This is a genomic window from Embleya sp. NBC_00888, assembly GCF_045207655.1.
Taxonomy (GTDB): domain Bacteria; phylum Actinomycetota; class Actinomycetes; order Streptomycetales; family Streptomycetaceae; genus Embleya.
On record NZ_CP108785.1, the window covers coordinates 977,392 to 997,085 of the forward strand.

Annotated in this window: 16 protein-coding genes; 7 read left to right on the plus strand and 9 right to left on the minus strand. The window is 70.3% G+C overall.

Annotation, left to right across the window (positions count from 1 at the left end; all coding sequences use genetic code 11):
- Positions 1-111 precede the first annotated feature (111 nt).
- The 6 genes from OG948_RS38485 to OG948_RS38510 form a co-directional block, all read right to left on the minus strand.
- Entirely contained in the window at positions 112-1,638 is a 1,527-nt protein-coding gene (locus OG948_RS38485; protein WP_331769619.1) for an ABC transporter substrate-binding protein, read from the minus strand.
- Between the two features lie 744 nt (positions 1,639-2,382).
- Complete coding sequence (locus tag OG948_RS38490) at positions 2,383-2,517, minus strand: hypothetical protein (RefSeq protein ID WP_331769620.1); 135 nt, start codon at positions 2,515-2,517, stop codon at positions 2,383-2,385.
- Positions 2,514-3,500 (minus strand): acyl-CoA dehydrogenase family protein, encoded by a 987-nt coding sequence (locus OG948_RS38495; protein WP_331769621.1) that lies wholly within the window; start codon positions 3,498-3,500, stop codon positions 2,514-2,516. The genes OG948_RS38490 and OG948_RS38495 overlap by 4 nt, the downstream gene beginning before the upstream one ends.
- On the minus strand, positions 3,497-4,660 hold the full coding sequence (locus OG948_RS38500; RefSeq protein WP_331769622.1) for an acyl-CoA dehydrogenase family protein: 1,164 nt from the start codon (positions 4,658-4,660) through the stop codon (positions 3,497-3,499). Before OG948_RS38500 ends, OG948_RS38495 begins: the two co-directional genes overlap by 4 nt.
- A 1-nt stretch (position 4,661) precedes the next feature.
- Positions 4,662-5,450, minus strand: coding sequence for an enoyl-CoA hydratase-related protein (locus OG948_RS38505; protein ID WP_331769623.1), 789 nt, complete (start codon positions 5,448-5,450; stop codon positions 4,662-4,664).
- A gap of 73 nt (positions 5,451-5,523) precedes the next feature.
- Positions 5,524-6,633: a zinc-binding dehydrogenase gene (locus OG948_RS38510; RefSeq protein ID WP_331769624.1), complete on the minus strand. Its 1,110-nt coding sequence runs from the start codon at positions 6,631-6,633 to the stop codon at positions 5,524-5,526.
- A gap of 121 nt (positions 6,634-6,754) precedes the next feature.
- On the opposite strand from OG948_RS38510, the gene OG948_RS38515 reads away from it, so the two are divergent.
- The gene (locus OG948_RS38515) at positions 6,755-8,161 is read left to right on the plus strand and encodes an aldehyde dehydrogenase family protein (RefSeq protein WP_331769625.1); all 1,407 of its coding nucleotides are present in this window, start codon (positions 6,755-6,757) and stop codon (positions 8,159-8,161) included.
- Positions 8,162-8,213: 52 nt separating this feature from the next.
- On the opposite strand, the gene OG948_RS38520 is transcribed toward OG948_RS38515, so the two are convergent.
- Positions 8,214-8,960 carry an FCD domain-containing protein gene (locus OG948_RS38520; RefSeq protein WP_331769626.1) on the minus strand — a complete coding sequence of 249 codons (747 nt, stop codon included), beginning with the start codon at positions 8,958-8,960 and terminating at the stop codon, positions 8,214-8,216.
- 452 nt (positions 8,961-9,412) lie between these two features.
- Here OG948_RS38520 and OG948_RS38525 point away from each other — a divergent pair, with 452 nt between their 5' ends.
- Positions 9,413-10,630 carry an LLM class flavin-dependent oxidoreductase gene (locus OG948_RS38525; protein ID WP_331769627.1) on the plus strand — a complete coding sequence of 406 codons (1,218 nt, stop codon included), beginning with the start codon at positions 9,413-9,415 and terminating at the stop codon, positions 10,628-10,630.
- Positions 10,631-10,775: 145 nt separating this feature from the next.
- The gene (locus tag OG948_RS38530; protein WP_331769628.1) at positions 10,776-11,828 is read left to right on the plus strand and encodes a hypothetical protein; all 1,053 of its coding nucleotides are present in this window, start codon (positions 10,776-10,778) and stop codon (positions 11,826-11,828) included.
- Here the strand turns inward: OG948_RS38530 and OG948_RS38535 are convergent.
- Both OG948_RS38535 and OG948_RS38540 read right to left on the minus strand, forming a co-directional pair.
- The gene (locus OG948_RS38535) at positions 11,758-12,069 is read right to left on the minus strand and encodes a hypothetical protein (RefSeq protein ID WP_406300533.1); all 312 of its coding nucleotides are present in this window, start codon (positions 12,067-12,069) and stop codon (positions 11,758-11,760) included. The genes OG948_RS38530 and OG948_RS38535 overlap by 71 nt on opposite strands.
- A gap of 77 nt (positions 12,070-12,146) precedes the next feature.
- Entirely contained in the window at positions 12,147-12,605 is a 459-nt protein-coding gene (locus tag OG948_RS38540; protein WP_331769630.1) for a nuclear transport factor 2 family protein, read from the minus strand.
- A gap of 390 nt (positions 12,606-12,995) precedes the next feature.
- Between OG948_RS38540 and OG948_RS38545 the strand changes: the two genes are divergently transcribed.
- From OG948_RS38545 to OG948_RS38560, 4 genes are all read left to right on the plus strand, one after another.
- On the plus strand, positions 12,996-14,621 hold the full coding sequence (locus tag OG948_RS38545; RefSeq protein WP_331769631.1) for an MFS transporter: 1,626 nt from the start codon (positions 12,996-12,998) through the stop codon (positions 14,619-14,621).
- Positions 14,622-14,938: 317 nt separating this feature from the next.
- On the plus strand, positions 14,939-16,873 hold the full coding sequence (locus tag OG948_RS38550; RefSeq protein WP_331769632.1) for an NAD(P)/FAD-dependent oxidoreductase: 1,935 nt from the start codon (positions 14,939-14,941) through the stop codon (positions 16,871-16,873).
- 144 nt (positions 16,874-17,017) lie between these two features.
- The gene (locus OG948_RS38555; RefSeq protein ID WP_331769633.1) at positions 17,018-18,619 is read left to right on the plus strand and encodes a fatty acyl-CoA synthetase; all 1,602 of its coding nucleotides are present in this window, start codon (positions 17,018-17,020) and stop codon (positions 18,617-18,619) included.
- Between the two features lie 100 nt (positions 18,620-18,719).
- A complete protein-coding gene (locus OG948_RS38560; protein ID WP_331769634.1) occupies positions 18,720-19,667 on the plus strand; it encodes an alpha/beta hydrolase in 948 nt (315 codons plus the stop codon).
- Positions 19,668-19,694 lie beyond the last annotated feature (27 nt).

The window sequence follows — 19,694 nt, forward strand, 5'->3', positions numbered from 1 at the left end:
CCGGGGTCGTGTCGCCGTGAGAACGTCGTGAGGATGTCGCCGCGGAAAGCGGGGTGCGGCCCACCGCCGGCGAGGCGTGGTGTGGTCGGCCGTGGCGATCGCGTCGGCTTATCAGCCGGTCAGGGCGAGTTCACCGGGCAGATAGGTGCCGTCGTTGACCTGGACCACGCCCGTGACCCTCGATTGCGCGATCACCGCGACGGTGGCCTGCGCATAGACCCAGTAGGGGAGTTCGCGCGAGAGGATGTGTTGGACCTCGGTGTACGCCTGTCGGCGCACATCCTCGTCCTGGCTGGTCCGCGCTCGGGTCAACGCCGCGTCGATCTCGGGACTGCGTAGGCCGGCGTAGTTCTGGGGGCTCTGGGAGTGCACGAGGTTGTGGAGGTTGGGTTCCGGGTGCGCCCACCATTGCTGGGACAGGGTCGCCTGGAAGTCGCGTTGGATGCCGTACCGCGTGGCGTAGGCGGAGTAGTCCAGGCTCTCGATGGTCATCCGGACGCCGCGGAACTGGTTGAGTCGGCTTTGGAAGTATTCCGCGACCTGCATCGAGCTGCGGGCCTGGGGGACGAGATACCCGAAGTTCATCGGTTTGCCCTCGTCCGCGAGTTGGTCGAACAGGCGCTGTGCCTCAGCCTTGTCGGGTCGTGGCTGGTCCGCGCCGGGGGAGACGAACGGGCTCTGAGCCGGCGAGAGCCCGAGCGCCGGCACGTATCCGTTGCGCAGGGTCTTCGCCATGTCGGCCGGGTCGAGTGCGAGAGCGACGGCACGACGCGCTCGTGGGTCGTCGAACGGCGGGCGAGTCGTGTTGAACGTGACGAACTGCCCGCCACCCGAAACAACTTCGTCGACGTCGAGCTTCTCGTTCCGCGCCCGTTCGATGTTCGCGCCGTTGGACGAGTTCAACAGTTGTGCCTGGCCGGATGCGACGTTGACGAGTTGTTGGCTCTCCTCCGCGACCACGTCGAAGGTGATGCGGTCCAGGTGCGGGCGGGCGGGCCCGCCCCAGTACGTCGGGTTCTTGACCATCGTCATCCGGCTGCCGCGAACCCATTTCTGGAGCTTGAACGGGCCGGCGCCGACGGGATCGGCGCCGAAACCCTTCGGGTCCGCGCGGTACGCGGTCGGCGAGACGATCCAGTTGAGGTCCTGGGCGATCACCCGGTCGAAGGCCGTGTTGGGCGCGGGCAGTGTCACCGTGAGGGTGAGCGGGTCGGCCACGGTCAGTGTCAATCCCGACGCCGCGAGCATGCGATAGGACCGAACGGCGGGATCCGCCTGGGTCTGCCAGCTGAACTTCACCGCCTCCGCGTCGAAGGCGGAGCCGTCGGTGAAGGTGACCCCGGGACGTACCTTGACCGTCCATTCGGACGGATTGCCCGGCGTCATGGCGACGGACTCGGCCAGCTGCGGTCGCATCGCGCCGCTCTTGGCGTCGATGTACACGAGACCGTCGTAGAGGGCGTCCAGGCGCGGCGAGTCGGCCACCGCGGATTTGAGCGCCGTGAACGGGTCGAGGGTCGCCGCGTCCTGGAGGGTGTCCATGACGATGCTGCCGCCGGATCGCGGCGGGCCGTCGGCCGCCCGGTTCTCCTCGCCGCTGGATCCGCAACCGGCGACGAGCGCGGTGGTGACGGTCACGGCGGCCCAGAACCTTGCGCGGTTGCGGGAGCCTGGGGCGGGAGTCCGGGGGGTGACTCCGGTGCGTCTCCTGAACACGAGCTTCCTCTCGTCGAAAGAGAACACGGCTGCTGCCGGGCCGTCATGGGATGTCGCATCGCCGGCAGCGCGCGCAGCGGCGCATATTCGGGCAACCGGGCCGGAATCGACTGTTCCGGATCATCGGCACCCGGGATCGCGCCTAGAGTGTGGACCCAACAATTGCGATAGTCCAGTACACGAATCCCACGACGTCATTCGATGCATCGAATTTGCGTAGGCGTTACTCAATGTGCGCTCGCCGAGGTAGCCTGACGACACGCACGGATGGGGCGGCGGCCGAGGCGCCTCCCCGACCGGCGGTTCAGGCGGCCGGCGAGCGACGCCCCGGTCCACCGGAGGTCGCGCCCGCCGGTGGACGACGCGATCGGTGTCCGGCGGGTTCTCGGCGTGCGTCGGCGGGGCGGTGCCGTGTGGTGGCGGCCGACGGAGTGGGAGGCGACGACGAGGCGTGCGAGGGCGCCGTGGCGGTCGCCCGCGGTTCACGCCCGCCACATGGGTTCGAGTGTCTCGGCGCGGCCGAGCCACCGATGGAACGCGGCGTAGCCGGGGGCGTCGAAGTAGGACGGATCATGCGGCGAGAGTTCACACGCGCGAGGTCGGCGTCGTCGAAGGGGAAACGAAGACGCGCGCGACGACCTCTTTGCCCGGACCACTCTCGTGCACCTACGGGGCGACGTTCTTGACGTCCTCGACGAAAAGCCAGGCGATCATGGCGCCGTCGGCCTCGGTGCCGGCCGGGCGCAGCGTGCCCGGGCGCGGCGCGGCGAGGAGGAGGGGGCGGCCGCGTGGGGTGTTCATCCGGTGAGTCGTTCCCACAGGTCGAGTTCACCGCCGCCGGCCGCGTGGGCGCCCAGGAGCCGGGCCCAGGAATCCTCGTCGCCGTACTCGTCGCGCCAGGCCCACAGCCGGGTGGTGAGGGGGTGCAGGCCGTACTCGCGGGTGACGCCCATCGCCCCGTGGAGTTGGTGGGCGAGCCTGGCGACGGTGTCGGCGGCCTCCGCGGCGACGACGCGGGCGACCGCCGCGGCGGCGAGCAGGGTTTCCGGGCTCGCGGTGCCGGCGTGCAGGTCCACGGCGCGGTCGACGGCGGCGTTCACCTGGAGCCCGGTGACCTTCATGGTCGCGAGCGAGGCGGCGACGGCGGGGATGTCGATGAGGGGACGCCCGAACTGCCGGCGTTGCTTCACGTATGAGCGCGTCAGTTCGTAGGCTCCCGCGCACGCTCCTGCCAGGGCCGCGGCTCGCAGCGTTGCGATCCGGGCCCGGATCGCGTCCGCGTCGGGTGCCCCGGCGAGGTCGGCGAGGGGGATGTCACCCAGGTCGACGGCGTCGCGCGGTTCCCCGGCCAGGTTGGCTCCCTCCCCCACCGCGACCCGCCGCCCGGCGAGATCCGCGTACCGGACCACGTCGTCCGGGCCGACCACGACCAGGCCGGCCGCGCGGCGGCCCCAGGGCACGGCCGGGTACGGCCCGCCCGCCCCGGGAACGCCGTCGAAGACGACCACGAGGGGTCCGCCCGCGGGCAGCGGCCTGCCGGCGCAGGTCAACGTCCAGGCGGCTACGGCGTGTTCGGCGACCGGTACGGATGCCGCCCGGTGGGCGAACCGGCATACCACGGTGGCCAGGTCGGCGAGGTCGCCGCCGGAACCGCCGTCGCCCTCGGGGATGCCGATGGTGTGCAGGCCCAGACCGACGACGGTGTCCCACAGCCGGTCGGGGTCGCCGGGCGCGGCGGTGATGTCGTCGACGAGGTCGCGCGATTCGGCGTGGATGTCTTTCACGTGCGGGTCTCCTGCCTGGCGATCAGGGACAGCAGCACGTCGGCGGCGCCCCCTCGGATGGTGAAACCCGGCGAGGCGAGCAGCGCCTGGTCGAACGCTGCCCGCAAGGCCGGGTCCGGGATGCGCCGGCACACACGGCGCGCGAAGTCGACCACGTCGTTCTCGAAGGCGTTGCCGAGGTACTTGAGCGTGGCGGCCTCGACCGTCGGCGCCCGGCCCTCGTCCACCAGCCGGGCGACCTGGAGGGCGAGCCGACGCGACGTGGCCAGGCGCGCGGTGAGCCTCCCGAGGTCGATGCGCAGGTCACGCGCGTGCGGGGGGTCGCCCGCGAGGGCCTCCACGCACCGGGCCAGCAGCGGATACGTCGACAGGACACGTTCGGGGCCGCCGCGTTCGAACGACAGTTGCTCCACGACCTGGCGCCAGCCCTCGCCGACGGTCCCGAGCAGGCGGCGGGCGGGTACGTGCACGTCGGAGAAGGTGATCTCGTTGAAGTGGTGCTCGCCCGCGAGGTCGACGATGGGGGTGACCTCGATGCCGGGGGTGTCCATGTCGACGACGAACTCGGTGAGGCCGTGATGCTTGCGTTCGGTACGCGCGGTGCGAGCGAGCAGGTAGATGTGGGTGGCGTGATGGGCGCCGGTGGTCCACATCTTGCGGCCGTTGACCGTCCATCCACCGGGCACCGCCTCGGCCGTGGTACGGACGGCGGCGAGGTCGGATCCGGCGTCGGGTTCGCTCATGCCCAGGCAGAAGACCGCCTCGGCGCAGGCGATGAGCGGCAGGATCTCGGCGCGCAGCTCCGGGCTGCCGTAACGCAGGACGGCGGGGCCGATTTGGCGTTCGCCGATCCAGTGCGCGGCCACCGGCGCGCCGGCGCGCAGGAGTTCCTCGGTGACCGCGAGCCGGGCGACCTGGCCGAGGCCCGCGCCGTACTCGGTGGGCCAGGCGAGGCCGAGCAGGTCGCGGCGGGCGAGTTCGCGGCTGAAGTCGGGGTCGAAGCCGCGCATCCAGTTGTCGCTGCGTGGGGTGTAGCGGCCCTGGACGCGCCATCGGGTGGTGAGCTCGCGGACCTGCCGGCGCAGGTCCGCGACGGCGGTGCCGGTCGCGGGGTGGCCGTTCGCCGCGGCGGTCGTCTCGCGTTCGCGTGTCGTGGTCATCTCACTTCCCCGTGTAGTCGCCGGGGCGGCGGCCGCGGAAGGCGTCCATCGCCTCGCGGGAGTCGGCCGTGGAGGTCATCACGGCCTGGTGGGAGGAGATCAGGTCCAGCGCGGTGCGCAGGTCCTGGCGTTCGCCCTCGCGTACGGCGCGCTTGATCAGTTGCACGGCCAACGGCGGGCGGGCGGCGAGTTTGAGGGCGAACCGGCGGGCCGCGTCCTGGAGTTGGTCGTCGGGGTGGACGGCGCTGACCAGGCCGAGGGCGAGCGCTTCCGGGGCTTCGACGAAGTCGGCGGTCCACAGCAGGCGCAGGGCGGTGGCGGTGCCGACGATGCGGGGCAGGTACCAGCAGCCGCCGTCGCCGGGTACGAGGCCGACGCGGACGTAGCCCTCGCAGAAGCGGGCCGATTCGCCCGCGATCCGGATGTCGGCCATCAGCGCCATGTCCATCCCCGCGCCGACGGCCGCGCCGGCCACGACCGCGAGATAGGGCTTGGTCAGCGCCTCCGCGGCGAAGGCCACCTGGTGGATGCGGGACATGAGTTGCTTCTCCGCCAGGGGGGTGCGCTCGCGCTCGGCGAAGGCGTCCAGGTCCACCCCCGAACAGAAGGTGTTGCCGGCGCCGGTGACGATGACCACCCGCACATCGGGGTCGGCCTCGGCCCTGCGCAGGGCCTCGGCCCAGGCGTCCACCATCTCCAGGGTGAAGGCGTTCTTGTGGTGCGGGCGGTCGAGGGTGATGGTGGCGATGTGGTCGGCGAGGGAGTAGTCGAGTTCGGTGGGGCTGCTCATCGAGTCCTCGGGTTCGGGATGGGTTCGCGGGTTCGGTTGCTTCGGTTGCACGGGTTGCGGCGGTGGGCGGCGTTCAGGGCACGATCGCGGCACGGACGACGTCGCGGTGGTCGGCGGCCCGGAACGCTTCGTTGATGGCGTCCAGGGGGAAGACGGTGCTTTCGGTGAACCGCTTGGGCAAGCGGTCGCACACGGCTTCGAGGAAGGCCAGGCTCTTGCCCAGCGCGGAGGGTTCGTACAGGGAGACGCCGATGACGCTCTTGTTGGTCATCGTCAGTCGGGACGGGTCGGCCTCGTAGGTACGCTTCGCGCTGATGTTGCCGACGCTGAGGTAGCGGCCGAAGCGGCCGAGCATGCGGATGCCCTCGTCGACGACGGCCGGTGATCCGACGAGTTCGACCACGACGTCGGCGCCGCCGTCGGTGAGCGCCTGGATCTTCTTGATCCGGGATCGCGCGTCGGTCTGGGCGGTGATGTCGACGGTGGCGTCGGCGCCCATCTCGCGGGCGAGTTCGAGACGTTCGGCGACGGCGTCGAGAACGATCACGGTGCGGGCGCCGCGGGCCTTGGCCAGGGCGGTGGCGTACAGGCCCAGGCCGCCGGCGCCCTGGACGACGACGGTCTCGCCGAAGCCCAGTTGTGCCCGGTCGAGGCTGTACATCACCTGCGACAGCGCGCAGTTGGCGCCGGAGACGACCTCGTCGGAGAGCGTGTCCGGCACCGTGTACAGCAGCGCGCCGGGCGGCAGGACGAAGTAGTCGCCGAACGCGCCGACGTAGTAGGGCGGTTCGGCGGCACTGGTGAGCATGGCCATGCGCAGCCGGGTGCATCCGGCGCTGCGTCCGGAGACGCAGTACCGGCAGACGTGGCAGCTGAAGAAGTACGGGAAGACGACGCGCGTCCCCGGTTCCAGGGGTTTGCCGTCGGTGTCGCGGCCGGTGCCCTCGCCGAGGGCGGCGACGCGTCCGACCATCTCGTGCCCGAGGACGGTGGGGAGTTTGCCGCCGAGGCCGCGGGTGTCGAAGTTGCCGTGCCAGGCGTGCAGGTCGCTGCCGCAGACGTTGGCACGGGTGACCCGGATCAGGATCTCGCCGGGGAGGATCCCGCGACCGGCGAGCGAGACCTCCTGGATCGCGAACGGCTGCTCGGGTGCGTCGAACCGGGCGATGCGTCCTTCGAACATTGGGGTGATCCGCCTCTCGATGCTCGACGTGCTATCTATGTACATGGAATAGATCATTGACCCGGGAAATCGTCAAGGGCCACCACCCCGCCCGGCCGCCCCCACCATCGGGAGGACTTTCGTGCCGCCGACCATCTACCTCGACGGACGCTTCCGCGACTCCGCGTCCCCGCTCACCGTCCCCGTGATCGACCCGACCACCGAACAGGTCTACGACCACGTCCCGCGAGGCACCGCCCGGGACGCGGACGCCGCCGTACTGGCCGCCCGCCGCGCGGCGGACACCTGGGCGGCGACCCCACAGTCCGAGCGCATCGCCCTCGTGCGCAGGCTCCGGGACACGCTCACCGCCCGCGCCGACGAGCTGACCTCGGCGGCCGTGCGCGACGTCGGCACCCCGGTACGCATGGCCCGTCCGTTGCAGACGATTCTGCCGATCGGCGCCGTGGCCGACTTCCTCGCCGCGGCGGAGGGCATCGAGGAACCCCAGGAGGTCGCGAACTCGCTGGTGCACCGCCGGCCGGTCGGCGTGGTCGTGGCCGTCACCCCCTGGAACTATCCGCTGCTCCAGATCGTGGCCAAGGTCGTGCCCGCGCTGCTGAGCGGCTCGCCCGTGGTCCTCAAGCCGAGCGAGGTCGCCCCGCTGGTCCCGCACCTGCTCGCCGAGGCGGTGGACGCGGCCGGATTCCCGCCCGGGGTGTTCAATCTCGTGTCCGGCCTCGGCCTCGAAATCGGTGACGCGCTGGTACGTCATCCCGAGGTGGACATGGTCTCCTTCACCGGCTCCACGGCGGCCGGCCTGGCCGTGCACGCCGCGGCCGGGCTCAAGCGCGTGCAGCTCGAACTCGGCGGCAAGTCCGCCTCGTTGGTGCTGCCGGGCGCCGACGCGGTCGCGGCCGCGCGGGCGACCGTGAACAGTTGCCTCCTCAACTCCGGCCAGACCTGCCTCGCGCTGACCCGCCTGGTGGTGCACCGTTCGCTCTACGCCGAGGCGGTGGAGGCGGCCACCGCGACCGCCGCCCGCTTCACCCTCGGCGATCCCACCGACCCGGCCACCAAGCAGGGACCACTGGTCTCGGCCGCCCAGCGCGACCGCGTCCGGGGATTCATCGAGCGCGCCGCCGCCGACGGCGCCCGACTCACCCTCGGCGGCGCGCACGCCCCGGACGGCCTCGATCGCGGGTTCTTCGTGCGCCCCACCGTGTTCGCCGACGTCGCGCCGGAGTCGGAACTCGGGCAGGAGGAGGTCTTCGGACCCGTCCTGGCCATCACGCCCTACGACGACGTCGACGAAGGCATCCGGATCGCCAACGGCACCCGATACGGCCTCTCCGGCGCGGTGTGGGGCCCGGACCGGGAGAGCGCCGCCGCCGTGGCCCTTCGGCTGCGCACCGGGCAGGTCGACATCAACGGCGGACGCTTCCATACCGCCGCCCCGTTCGGCGGCGTGAAGTCCTCGGGACGCGGCCGCGAGTTCGGCCGCGCGGGGTTGGCGGAGTACTACGAACTGCAGTCGCTCCAACTGTGACGGCGGCAGGCCCCGGCACCTCGGGGGCGGCCGGGGCCCGAGCCGCGAGACCTCAATACGTCCACTCGACCGGGCGGCCCATCAGGTCCGGGTATCGGCGACGCCAATACCGCTCGGCTTCCTCGAGGTGTTCGCGCATCGCCGTTTCCGCGGCGTCCGGATCGCCCGTCCGCAGGGCCGCCACAATGACCTCGTGGGCTGTCGCGACGGCGGCCTGTTTGCGTGCCGAATAGGTCACGCCCACCCGCACGCCGTCCGCCAGCGCCTTGAGCGAACTGGCGAACACGTCCAGCACGACACTGCGCGCCGCCTCCGCGACCACGGCGTGGAATCGCTGGTTCTGGGCGGCGAACACCTGCTGGTCCCCGGGGTTCTCCCGCAGCAGGCGTACCGTCTCGTCGAGTTCGACCACCTGCTCCGGGGTGATCCGCTCCGCCGCCCGCCGGGCGAGCATCGGCTCCAACGCGCGACGGGCGTCCGCGACGTCGCCGAAGGAGGCGCCCTCGATCTGGAGCAGGAGACTGAGCGACTCCCCCAGGCTCTCCTTGCGCGGGTGTCGTACGATCGGCCCCCCACCCGGACCGCTCTTGAGCGTGATCAGGCCGCGGGTCTCCAGAAGTCGCAGCGCCTCGCGCACGGTCGGGCGGCCGGCCTCATAGCGCAGCATCATCTCCTGCTCGTTGGGCAGGCGGTCGCCCTCACGGAGGGCGCCGGTGAGGATCGGCCGCGCCAAAACCTGCGCCAGACGTTGCGACGCCTTGGGTCCACGCCACGACCTGTCCTCGATGTTCGTGCTCATACCTGCCCGTTCCCCGGCGAACACCGGCAGCACATCCGACTCGACCTATTCCTGTACAGGAAAGAGTACCGGGCGGCGCTCCACGCCTTCCGGGCCGATCTCGAACGATCCGGGGTGGCCAGTCGCACCGAAGGATGGCAAACTTTCGCGTAACAGCAACGCAAAATTGATATCCTGGAAACCGACGGCTTCACCTGCATGACTTGAGTCACACGGTCGATCCCGTTGACCTCGTCTTCTCGTCGTCCTACTGTGCCGGAACCACCGCTCCCGACGGGCTGCTCCCGGAGTCTCGAAAACCCCGGAATCCCCGGAATCCCTGTCCCCGGCGGACGCGTTCACCTGCGGCGGGGCCGCACACCATCGGGGTCCGGCCACGGTTCGGCGGGGTCGTCCGCTGCGACCACCCGGCGCGGGTCGCGCTCACTCGTTCGTCCTCAAGGAGGCTCCTCGTGGAGTTCGGCATCTTCCTGAACGGTTTCACCCCGGGCCCGGCCGCGCACGACCGGGCGTCCGAACACCTCGTACTCAAACGGGAGATGGCCCTCGCGATCGAGGCCGACAAGCACAACTGGAAGTACGCCTGGTTCGGCGAGCACCATGCTCTGACCGAGTACAGCCACATGTCGGCACCCGAGGTCGTCATCGGCTACGTGGCCGCCAAGACCGAGCGCATCCACCTGGGCACCGGCATCAATTCACTCTCGCCACGCAAGGAGCACCCGGTCCGCTACGCCGAGCGCGCCGCGATGATGGACCACATCACCGAGGGCCGCTTCGAGTGGGGCACCGGCCGCGGCGCCGGCAGCCACGAGATGGCCTCGTTCGACATCCTGGACAAGGACTCCACCAAGGCCGAGTGGGACGAGGTCGTCCGCGAAATCGTCCGCATGTGGGAGCAGTTCGACTACGGCCACGACGGGGAGTCCTTCACGGTACCGGGCAAGCGCTCGATCCACCCCAAGCCGTACGGCCACTCGCACCCGCCGATCTGGGTCGCCTGCGGCAACCCGGCCACCTTCGCCAAGGCCGGGTCGATGGGCATCGGCGCGATCGCGTTCAACTTCGAACCGATCCACAACCTCAAGGGCCGCATCGAGGCCTACAAGGAAGCCGCCGAGAACCCGGTCGAGATCATCGGCGACTACCAGAACAACAACGTGATGATGACCAACGGTGTCGTCTGCCTGTCCGACCGGGGACGCGCCCGCGAGATCGCCATGTCCCAGGGCGGCGGCTACCTGGTGACGCTGGTGAACCTCTACCACGACACGATGCCCAAGTCCCCCGACGCCATCACCTGGCCGGCCCCGCCGGTGGACCTGCGGCGACTCGGCGGCGAGGAACTGCTCGACCAGCTCATCGCCGGCGGCTTTCTGCTCTGCGGTACCCCCGAGGAGGTCTGCGAGCAGGTCGAGGCCTATCGGACCGTGGGCTGCGACCAGTTGGTCTTCGGCCTCAACGGCGGCATGACGCACGAGGAGAACCTCGAGATGATCGAACTCTTCGGCGACAAGGTCATCCCCGAGTTCGACAAGAACCCGGAACAGTCCACCAAGGCCATGCGCCGCTCCGGGGTGCGCAAGTACCCCGAGCTGAACGAACCCGTCGACCCGAACCTGCGGGTCGAGGTCCTGCCCGCGTCCGCGATCCTCCCCCTCCGGGACTGATCTCTCCGGGCCGGCCTCACGCGTCGAGTCGGGCGATTCGCTCCGCCCGAGGAGGGGCCGGCGTTACGCGGGTCGGAATTTGTGTACGGAGTAAGTATTCACAGGCGGCCACCGAGCGTCGGCCGCCCGGAAGGGAAACCACACGATGAGCCGGACCCTGACACAACTGAACGACATCCTGCGACCGGTGGCACCACCCAGGGTTCTGGAGGGTGTGTACACCGATGACCAGCACGGTCGGATCCTCGACGTCCTCAAGCAGCACGGCCCGTGGCGGACGATCGTCGCCCAGACCTTCGACTCGATCGAGGAACTGGTCGCCACCTCCAGCGGCCCGGACAACGACCAGGTCCTCGACCTCACGCTCGACGACATCGTCAGCGCCCACTTCCGCGGGTTCTTCGCCCAGAACTCCACAGTGCTGTACCCCGAGTTGGAGGACTGCTTCTACAACTCCCGTTTCCTGGACCTGGCGAAGGCGTACTGGGGCGGCGAGTACGCCCGCCCCACGATGATGCTGTTCAACCTCTGCGGCCCGCACCACAGCGCACTCACCTCGCACCTGGACGCGGTCACCTTCCGCGGCATCCGCTACGAGAACTCCCCCACGTGGCTGATGAACGTCATGGGCCGCTCCGGCCTGTTCACCGACCACCTGGTGAAGATGGCCCAGGTCATCACATGGTGGTACCTCGGCGAGAACGGCACCTTCACCTACTGGCCCGACGGGCCGCACGGCGAGCCCAAGCGCCTGGACCACCCCCTGTGGAACAAGGGTGTGGTCGTGCAGAACGAGGCGATGTTCCACCGCGGCGACCCGGTGGGCCGCCCCGACGAGCGCGACACACCCGGCCTGAAGAACCGCTCGCTGCTGGGCTGGGACGCCTCCCGTGACGACTGGGCGATCACCACCGACGGCGAGGCGATCCGCCGCTACCGGCCCGAGGAGATGCGCCTGCTCGTCCACTGGAACGCCGAGGTCTACGCGGACCGCGACGAACTGAGAAAGAACATGGACCACACCGACGACCTCACCCACGACATCGTCTTCGAACGCCTCCTGGCGGACCTGCGAGCCCGGCGAGTCGAGGTCGCCGAACCCTCGGACCCCATGAACGACAAGGACTTCATCCGCGCCCTGATCGCGACCTACGCGATCGCCCCCACCACCGACTGGGCCACACCGGGCGCGGTCTGACACATCCTGCGCAACGCGCGCCCGTCCCGCCCCTCCTGCGAGGGGCGGGACGGGCGCGCGCGGTGCCGGTTCGATGGGTCGCCCGTTCCCTCACATCCACACCCACCCGCAGCTGTGGGCGGCGAACCGGGGGCCGCTCGGCAGGTGTTCCAGGTCGATGGCCGTGCACAGCGCGGCGAACCTTGATCACGTCCGCCCCGAGGTCGCCCGGGACGGTCGCGGCGCGCGGGCCGGCCGGCACCCGGGAAAGGTCCAGGACGCGTATCCCGGCCGGTCGGCGGCCCCGGCGTCGGCCGCGGGCCGGCGTAGTCCGCGGGTTCAGGGTCCGGCCGCGCCTTCGGGCGCCGCGAGGTCGGGCGGTGTCTGGGGGTGGTCCATGGTGAACTCCCTCCGGTTGATTCGCCAACCTGCGTCGGTACGGACGACGTGGTCGACGAAACGGCCGGTGGTGTTCACGCTGACGCCGCCCTCGGCGCCGGTGCGCAGCATGCCGGCGAGGTAGTAGTGCACCGCGGCCCCGCCGGCGGTGGGCTCCGTCCAGAGGTTCGCCACCGTGTGCCACACGTGGCCGCCGGTCCAGGTCTGGGTGTCGCGGGCGTGGCGGACTTGTGCCTCGACGCCGCGGTACTCCCCGACACCCACCAGGGTGGTCACCACATCGGGGGTGAACAGGGCGACCAGGTCGTCGTATTCGGCGTAGTCGGAATGGTGACAGAAACGCGCGGGCAGTTCGGCGATTTCCAGGCGGTCCTGCACGGACAACTCGACGTGCGTCATGGTGCGATTGCTCCCGCTCTCACGTGCGGTCGCATCGGAGCGCGACAGCCGGGGTCCAGGCTGTGCCCACCGACGCGCCCAAGATTATGCGTCGAAGCTACGCGAATTCGCGGGGCGCAACAAGGGGGCCTCCCGAGGAAGCCGTCGTCCGTCGTCTTCCCTCGGATGACGCTCTGGACTCCGCGGACATGGACCGTCAGAATGGCCTGCCACCCACGAGCCTTCGCGGCCGGGTGAGCGACATCCCGGCGTCCCGACCGCAGCACCTCCCGTGTTCGCGACGGTCGGCGCGCTCGGGTCACACGCCCTCGTAACCGCGTCCCTCCCTCGGTGTTGCGCTGTGTGCGCCCACGTCCCGGGAGGCGAACCACCGCGCGAAAGGAATTCCCCATGACCACTCGGGCCGAGGCCGAGCCTCCCGCCAAAGAAGTCGGACACGAAACCGAGGTCGACACCGGCCGACTCGACGGCGCCTCGCCAGGGCGCGTCGTCGCGATCGTGGCGGTCGTCATCATGTTCGCCGAGGTGGTGCCCCTGCAGTACGCCATGATCGCGCCCGCGGTCCAGAAGGTGGGCCACACCTGGCCGGAGGTCGGGGACAACCTCACTTGGATGATCATCATCCTGGGCCTGGTCGGCGGCGCGACGACGCCGATCGTGAGCAATCTCGCCGACTTGTACGGCAAGCGTCGCGTCATGCTGGCGGGCAGCGTCTCCTTCCTCGCCGGGTCCCTGCTGTGCGCGACGACGGACGACTGGACGCTGTTCCTGGTCGGCCGGGCCCTGCAGGCGAGTTGCTTCGCCCTGACCGCCATCGCGGTGGGCCTGCTCCGCGACCTGGTGCCCCGCCGATACGTACCCATCGCGATCGGCGCGCTGGCGACCGGCTTCGGCTTGTCCGGTGTGCTGTCCCCGCTCGTGGGCGGGGCCCTGACGGAGACCTACAGTTGGCGGTCGCTGTTCTGGTTCCTGGTCGTCTACATGCTGGTGCTCATCCCCCTCATGGTGTGGCTGGTGCCCGAGAGCAAGGTTCGATCCCGACAGGAGCTCGACTGGGTCGGGGCGGTCCTGATCGGCGCGGGCGCCGCGCTCGTATTGGTGTACCTGAGCAACGGTCAGGCCTGGGGGTGGGGCAGATCGTCCGCCTGGGGCTATCTGCTCGCCGGCCTGGCGGTTCTGGTCGTCTTCTGGGTCTGGGAGACGCGGACGCCGGCGCCGATGATGGATCCGAAGCTGCTGCGGGCTCCCAAGGTCTCGATCGTCCTGGCGATCGGGTTCCTGGCGAACGTCGTGATCGGCGGCGCGGGCTTCGCCGTTCCGTACATGGCACAGACCGACGCCGGCGAGATCAAGGATCGAATCCTCGCCGGAGCCGCGGCGCAGGCGCAGGCACCGGTCGAGATGATGCGTCAGGTCATCACGTTCGAGGGCGGGATGAAGTACGCCCTGGGCCTGAGCCTGCTCGGATACGCCGTCCACATCACCATCGGCATGTCGCTGACCGGTATGGCCGCCGGCCCGCTCGGCGGATGGTGGGGACAACGGTCCGGCCTGCGTGCCCCACTCGTCGCCGCCATGGCCGTCCTGACCCTGTCGATGGCGTTGCTGGCGGGCTTCCACGGCTCGTGGATCGCGGTGATGCTCGTGATGTCGATCTACGGCGTCGGGCTGGGCCTGTACTACGCGGCCGCCAACAACCTCATCGTCGAGGCCGTGCCGAAGGAGTCGTCGGGTATCGGGGCCGGCATGCTCGCCGTCGCGCAGTCGTTCGGCGCGGCCCTGGGCACCGCCGTCGCGACGGCCGTGCTGTCCGCGCACACCTTCCGCATGACGTCGCCCTCCCCCACCGGGCAGGGCACGGTCACCACCGACATACCCCAGGTGTACACCGACTCCGGATGGACCACCGCCCTGTGGGTGCCGGCCGCGGCGGCGCTGGTCGGCACCGTGCTGGCCGTGGTCATGCGCGCCGGCCGCACCCCCGCCACCGGGGGCGCGGAGCCCGAGGTTCATTGATCGAGGATCCGCCCACGCAACGTCGGCCCGGCTCCGACGACCATGCAGCGACAGTTCGCCGAACCGCCGACGCAGGCACGCCCGCGTCGGCGGTTCGGCGATTGCGCCGGGTCGACCGATGAATTTCGAGAGATCAGTACACAAATTTGGGCCTCGGACGGTCCGGTGTTCGGCGCCGGCTCTGGACAGTTGTCGCCCGGGTAGGCATCATGCTCGCTGGACAGAGTGTCTACTGACCATCCTCTTTGGCCAGTCGGCGGGATGTGGTTCCCGGATCCGGCAGGCCAGATCGAGGCACCACGCTCCCGGAGGCCCCCATGCCCACGCCCACCGTCGAAGCCGCGTATCCGCGCCCTCGCGCCGCGGCTCTGCCCCTGCCGCGGACCGATCGGGCCGAGGTCCGGCGGCAGTTGGAACAGGCCGACCCGCGCATCGTGTTGATGTCGTTGATCCAGCTCACCCACGACGCACCGCTCCTGGAGGAACTCGCCCCGGCCGTCGCGCCGACGACCCATGAGGCCGAGAAGGCGGACCTTGCCGCCCGTGCCCGTGACCTGCTCGCCGAGGCGCTGACCCGTCCCGCCCCGCCGCAGGCCGATCGGCCGCTGCCCGACGAGTTGTTCCAACGCATGGCCTCCGTCTGCGTCGGCGAGCCGGTCGACGCCGAGTTCCTGCCGTTGCTGCGCGAGCAGGGCGGTTTCAGCGCTCGCGAGGCCGTCCCCGCCGAGGTCCGCGCGATCCCGCCGAACGGCTTCCACGCGGTGATCATCGGTGCCGGACTCAGCGGCATGTGCGCGGCCATCAAGCTCGCCGAGGCCGGTTACAGCTACCGCGTCTACGACCGCAACGCGGACGTCGGCGGAACGTGGCTGGTCAACCGCTATCCGGGGATCGGGGTCGACACCCCCAGCCACTTCTACTCCTTCTCCTTCGAGATCAACCCCGACTGGCCGGAGTACTACTCCAACGGCCGGGTGGTATGGGACTACCTGCGCGCCTGCGCCGACGCCCACGGCCTGCGCGAGAACACCACCTTCGACACCGAGGTCACCGGCGCCCGCTACGACGAGACCACCCGCCGCTGGACCGTCACCAGCCGCGGACCGGACGGTGTCGAACACACGGAGCAGGCCGACGCCGTCATCAGCGCCATCGGCTTCTTCCAGGCCCCGATGCACCCCGTTTTCCCCGGCCTGGAGAAGTTCGCAGGTCCGGTGATCCACACCGCCGCCTGGGACCCCGACGTCGACCTCACCGGCAAACGCGTCGCCCTGATCGGCACCGGCGCCAGCGCCATGCAGCTCGGCCCCGCCGTCGTGGACCGAGTCCGTGAGCTGACCGTCTTCCAGCGTCAGCCCTCATGGATCATGCCGCGCCGCGCCGACAGCCTCGTCGTCCCCGACGGCGCCCGCTGGGCCATGCGGCACGTGCCGTTCTACGCCGAATGGTTCCGCACCCTCACCTACTGGATCACCGCCGACGGCAACTACCCCCGCGTGGTCGTGGACCCCGACTGGACGATGACCGAATCGGTGTCCCAGGCCAACGAGGACGCCCGCCAGTGGCTCCTCGCCTACGCCCGCGAGGAACTCGACGGCCGACCCGACCTCCTCGCGAAGGCCGTCCCGGCCTATCCGCCGTTCGGCAAGCGGATCCTGCGCGACTGCGACTGGTACCGCATGCTGCGCCGCGACCACGTCCGCCTGGAGACCTCGGCGATCACCCACGCCACCGCCGAGGGCCTGGCCACCGCCGACGGCGAGGTCGTCGAGGTCGACGTCGTCGTCCTGGCCACCGGGTACCACCTCCTGCCCATGCTCGACGGCATCGACATCACCGGCCGCGACAACGTCGCCCTGCGCGACGTCTGGGGCGAGGAGGACCCCCGCGCCCTGCGCGGGGTCACCGTGCCCGGGTTCCCGAACTTCTTCGTCATCGGCGGCCCCAATTCCGGCCCGAACCACGGCGCCGGCGTCAACATCATCAGCGAGACACAGGTCAACTACATCCTCGGCTGCCTGGGACTCATGCACGCCCGCGGCGCGACCGCCATCGAACCCACCGAACAGGCCCACGACGCCTACAACGAAACCGTCGACCGAGCCCTGGACGGCCTGGTCTGGAGCCACTCCTCCGTCCGCGGCTACTACCGCAACAGCTCCGGCCGCGTGGTCGTCTCCAATCCCTGGCGCCTGGTCGACTACTGGTGGATGACCCGCGCGCCGCAGGAGAACGAATACCTCCTCACCTGACCCTGCCCGGCCCGCCCGAGCCCGCCCCGCCCCCTCTCGGGGCGGACGCAGTCCGGTCCCCCACCGTCACCTCGCGGCGGCGGCGACCCGCGAGGTGACGACGCGGCCTCCGCAACCACAAGAATCCTCGACCGGAGCACCGTCATGACCATCGAGCGCCCTCTGCCCGCCGACGTGACGCGGGCGCGCCGCCACGGCATCGCCGATCTGCTCGCGCGAAGCGCCGCCCGAGACCCGGACAAGACCGCTGTCGTCGCGGGGGAATCGCGCCGGACGTACGCCGAACTCGACGCCCAGGTACACCGCACCGCCGGAGCCCTCGCCGACCGCGGCATCACCAAGGGCGACCGGGTCGTCGTCCTGTCCCGCAACAGCCACGGCTTCGTCGTGGCCTACTTCGCCCTCGCCCGCGTGGGCGCCGTCTCGGTACCGGTGAACTTCATGCTCACCCCCGCAGAGGTCGCCTACGTACTCGAACACTCCGGCGCGGTCGGCATCATCGCCGGCGACGACGTGCTGAACACCGCGCGCGAAGCGCTGCGGCTCGGCACGCCCAGCGCACCGCTGCGGGTGGTGATCGGCGACACGGACCATCACGGCTGGGTCCGGCTGGACGACCTCGACAAGGAACGGGGCGACGAGTTTCAGGCACGGATCGACGACGACGATCCCGTGCAGATCATGTACACCTCGGGAACCGAGTCACGGCCCAAGGGCGCCGTCATGACCACGCGCAACCTGATGGCGCAGTACACGACCGCGATCGTCGACGGCGGCATGTCCCGCGACGACGTCGAGATCCACGCGTTGCCGTTCTACCACTGCGCGCAGTTGCACTGCTTCCTCACGCCGAACGTCCACCTCGGTGCCACCTCGATCGTCCTGCCGGGACCGGAGCCCGGCAGGGTGCTGGAGACGATCGAGCGCGAGCGCGCCACCAAGTTCTTCGCCCCGCCCACGGTATGGATATCCCTGCTGCGCCACCCCGACTTCGCCGGCCGCGACCTGTCCACCCTGCGCAAGGGCTACTACGGGGCGGCCGCCATGCCGGTGGAGGTGCCGGCCGAACTCGGTCGTCGGCTGCCGGGGTTGGGGCTGTACAACTTCTACGGCCAGACCGAGATGTCCCCGGTGGCGACCGTGCTGGGGCCGGCCGACCAACGGCGCAAAGCCGGTTCCGCGGGGCGCCCCGGCCTCAACGTCGAGACCCGCGTCGTCGACGAGGACGACAACCCGGTGCCGGCCGGTCGGGTGGGCGAGATCGTCCACCGCGGCCCGCACACCATGTACGGCTACTGGAACGACCCCGAGCGCACCGCGCAGGCGTTTCGGGGCGGCTGGTTCCACAGCGGTGACCTGGGCCGCTTCGACGAGGACGGTTACCTCTACGTCGTCGACCGCAAGAAGGACATGGTCAACACCGGCGGCGAGAACGTTTCCAGCCGCGAGGTCGAGGAGGTCCTGCACATGCATCCCGACGTGGTCGAGGCCGCCGTCTTCGGCGTGCCGCATCCGTACTGGGTCGAGGCGGTGACCGCGGCCGTCGTCCCGCGTCCGGGCGCCGCCATCACCGGCGAGGAACTGATCGGACACTGCGCATCGACCCTGGCCGGGTTCAAGGTTCCGAAAACCGTCGTGCTGACACGGTCGTTGCCCAAGAACCCGAGCGGCAAGGTCCTCAAGCGAGACCTTCGGGAGCGCTACGCCGATCCGACACCACCGGGCGGCGGCCGCCGTGCGCTTTGACGCCCCCGATCACCTGTTCACCGGCCGCGATGCCCCCGCCACAGCCGGAGGCATGCGCCGACCCGCACATCCGTCGCCGTGTACATCCCCAAGGTAGGTCATGACTTTCGATCCGAACGATTATCCGCTGCTTCCCGCCGAGTTGGCGGCCGTCATGGTCGGCGTTCCCACCATGCCTCCCGTCACCGCGGAGAGCGTCCGAGCGATCCGGGAACACGCGAGGGTCGCCTCCGCCCGCCAAACGAGGTCCGAGGTCCATCGTGTCGAGGGCCGCACCCTGCCCGGCCCGGACGGGGGCGTCCCCGTACGCGTCTATACGCCTTCCCCCGCGACCCCGTTGCCCGTGCTCGTATTCGGCCACGGCGGGGGATGGTGCATGTGCGACATCGACACCCACGACGCGTTGTGCCGGGAGATCGCCAACCGGGCCGAGGTACTCGTCGTGTCCGTCGACTACCGCCTGGCGCCCGAGAACCCCTACCCCGCGGGGCTGGAGGACTTCTACGCAGCCGCGTCGTGGGTCGCCGAGCACGCCGCCGACATCGGCGGCGACCCCACGCGCGTGGCCGTGGGCGGGGACAGTGCCGGCGCCAATCTGGCGACCGTCACCTGCCTGGCGGCCCGCGACCGCGGCGGGCCGACGTTTCGCCACCAACTGCTCGCATACCCCGGTCTGGACGCGGTGTCACAGCGCGCCAGTTGGACCGAGATGGCCCACGCGCCCATGGTGAGCGCGGAAACCGCCCGTTCCATGTGGGCCGCGTACACGGCCGGGCACGACCCGCGCGACCCGTACCTGTCGCCCGTGCACGCGAGCGACCTGTCCGGCCTGCCCCCGGCGATCATCGTCGCGCCCGGCTACGACCACGGTCGTGACGACTTCGAGGCCTACGCCGTCGCCTTGGCGAAAGCCGGCGTCGAGGTGGACTTCCGTCCCTATCCCGGCATGTTGCACGGCTTCCTGTCGTACTTCGCCGCCGTCCCGGCCTGCTCGCGGGCACTCGACGAGGTGTGCGCGGCTCTGCGCAAGGCCCTCACCACCGATTGACGTCACCACGCCCGGCCGCGCGCATTC

What these genes read in the sequence shown, in the direction of transcription:
- OG948_RS38490 (WP_331769620.1), bottom strand. Translation starts at nt 2,517, where the DNA reads ATGAACACCCCACGCGGCCGCCCCCTCCTCCTCGCCGCGCCGCGCCCG.
- OG948_RS38500 (WP_331769622.1), bottom strand. Translation starts at nt 4,660, where the DNA reads ATGACCACGACACGCGAACGCGAGACGACCGCCGCGGCGAACGGCCAC.
- OG948_RS38505 (WP_331769623.1), bottom strand. Translation starts at nt 5,450, where the DNA reads ATGAGCAGCCCCACCGAACTCGACTACTCCCTCGCCGACCACATCGCC.
- OG948_RS38510 (WP_331769624.1), bottom strand. Translation starts at nt 6,633, where the DNA reads ATGTTCGAAGGACGCATCGCCCGGTTCGACGCACCCGAGCAGCCGTTC.
- OG948_RS38520 (WP_331769626.1), bottom strand. Translation starts at nt 8,960, where the DNA reads ATGAGCACGAACATCGAGGACAGGTCGTGGCGTGGACCCAAGGCGTCG.
- OG948_RS38530 (WP_331769628.1), top strand. Translation starts at nt 10,776, where the DNA reads ATGAGCCGGACCCTGACACAACTGAACGACATCCTGCGACCGGTGGCA.
- OG948_RS38540 (WP_331769630.1), bottom strand. Translation starts at nt 12,605, where the DNA reads ATGACGCACGTCGAGTTGTCCGTGCAGGACCGCCTGGAAATCGCCGAA.
- OG948_RS38545 (WP_331769631.1), top strand. Translation starts at nt 12,996, where the DNA reads ATGACCACTCGGGCCGAGGCCGAGCCTCCCGCCAAAGAAGTCGGACAC.
- OG948_RS38550 (WP_331769632.1), top strand. Translation starts at nt 14,939, where the DNA reads ATGCCCACGCCCACCGTCGAAGCCGCGTATCCGCGCCCTCGCGCCGCG.
- OG948_RS38555 (WP_331769633.1), top strand. Translation starts at nt 17,018, where the DNA reads ATGACCATCGAGCGCCCTCTGCCCGCCGACGTGACGCGGGCGCGCCGC.
- OG948_RS38560 (WP_331769634.1), top strand. Translation starts at nt 18,720, where the DNA reads ATGACTTTCGATCCGAACGATTATCCGCTGCTTCCCGCCGAGTTGGCG.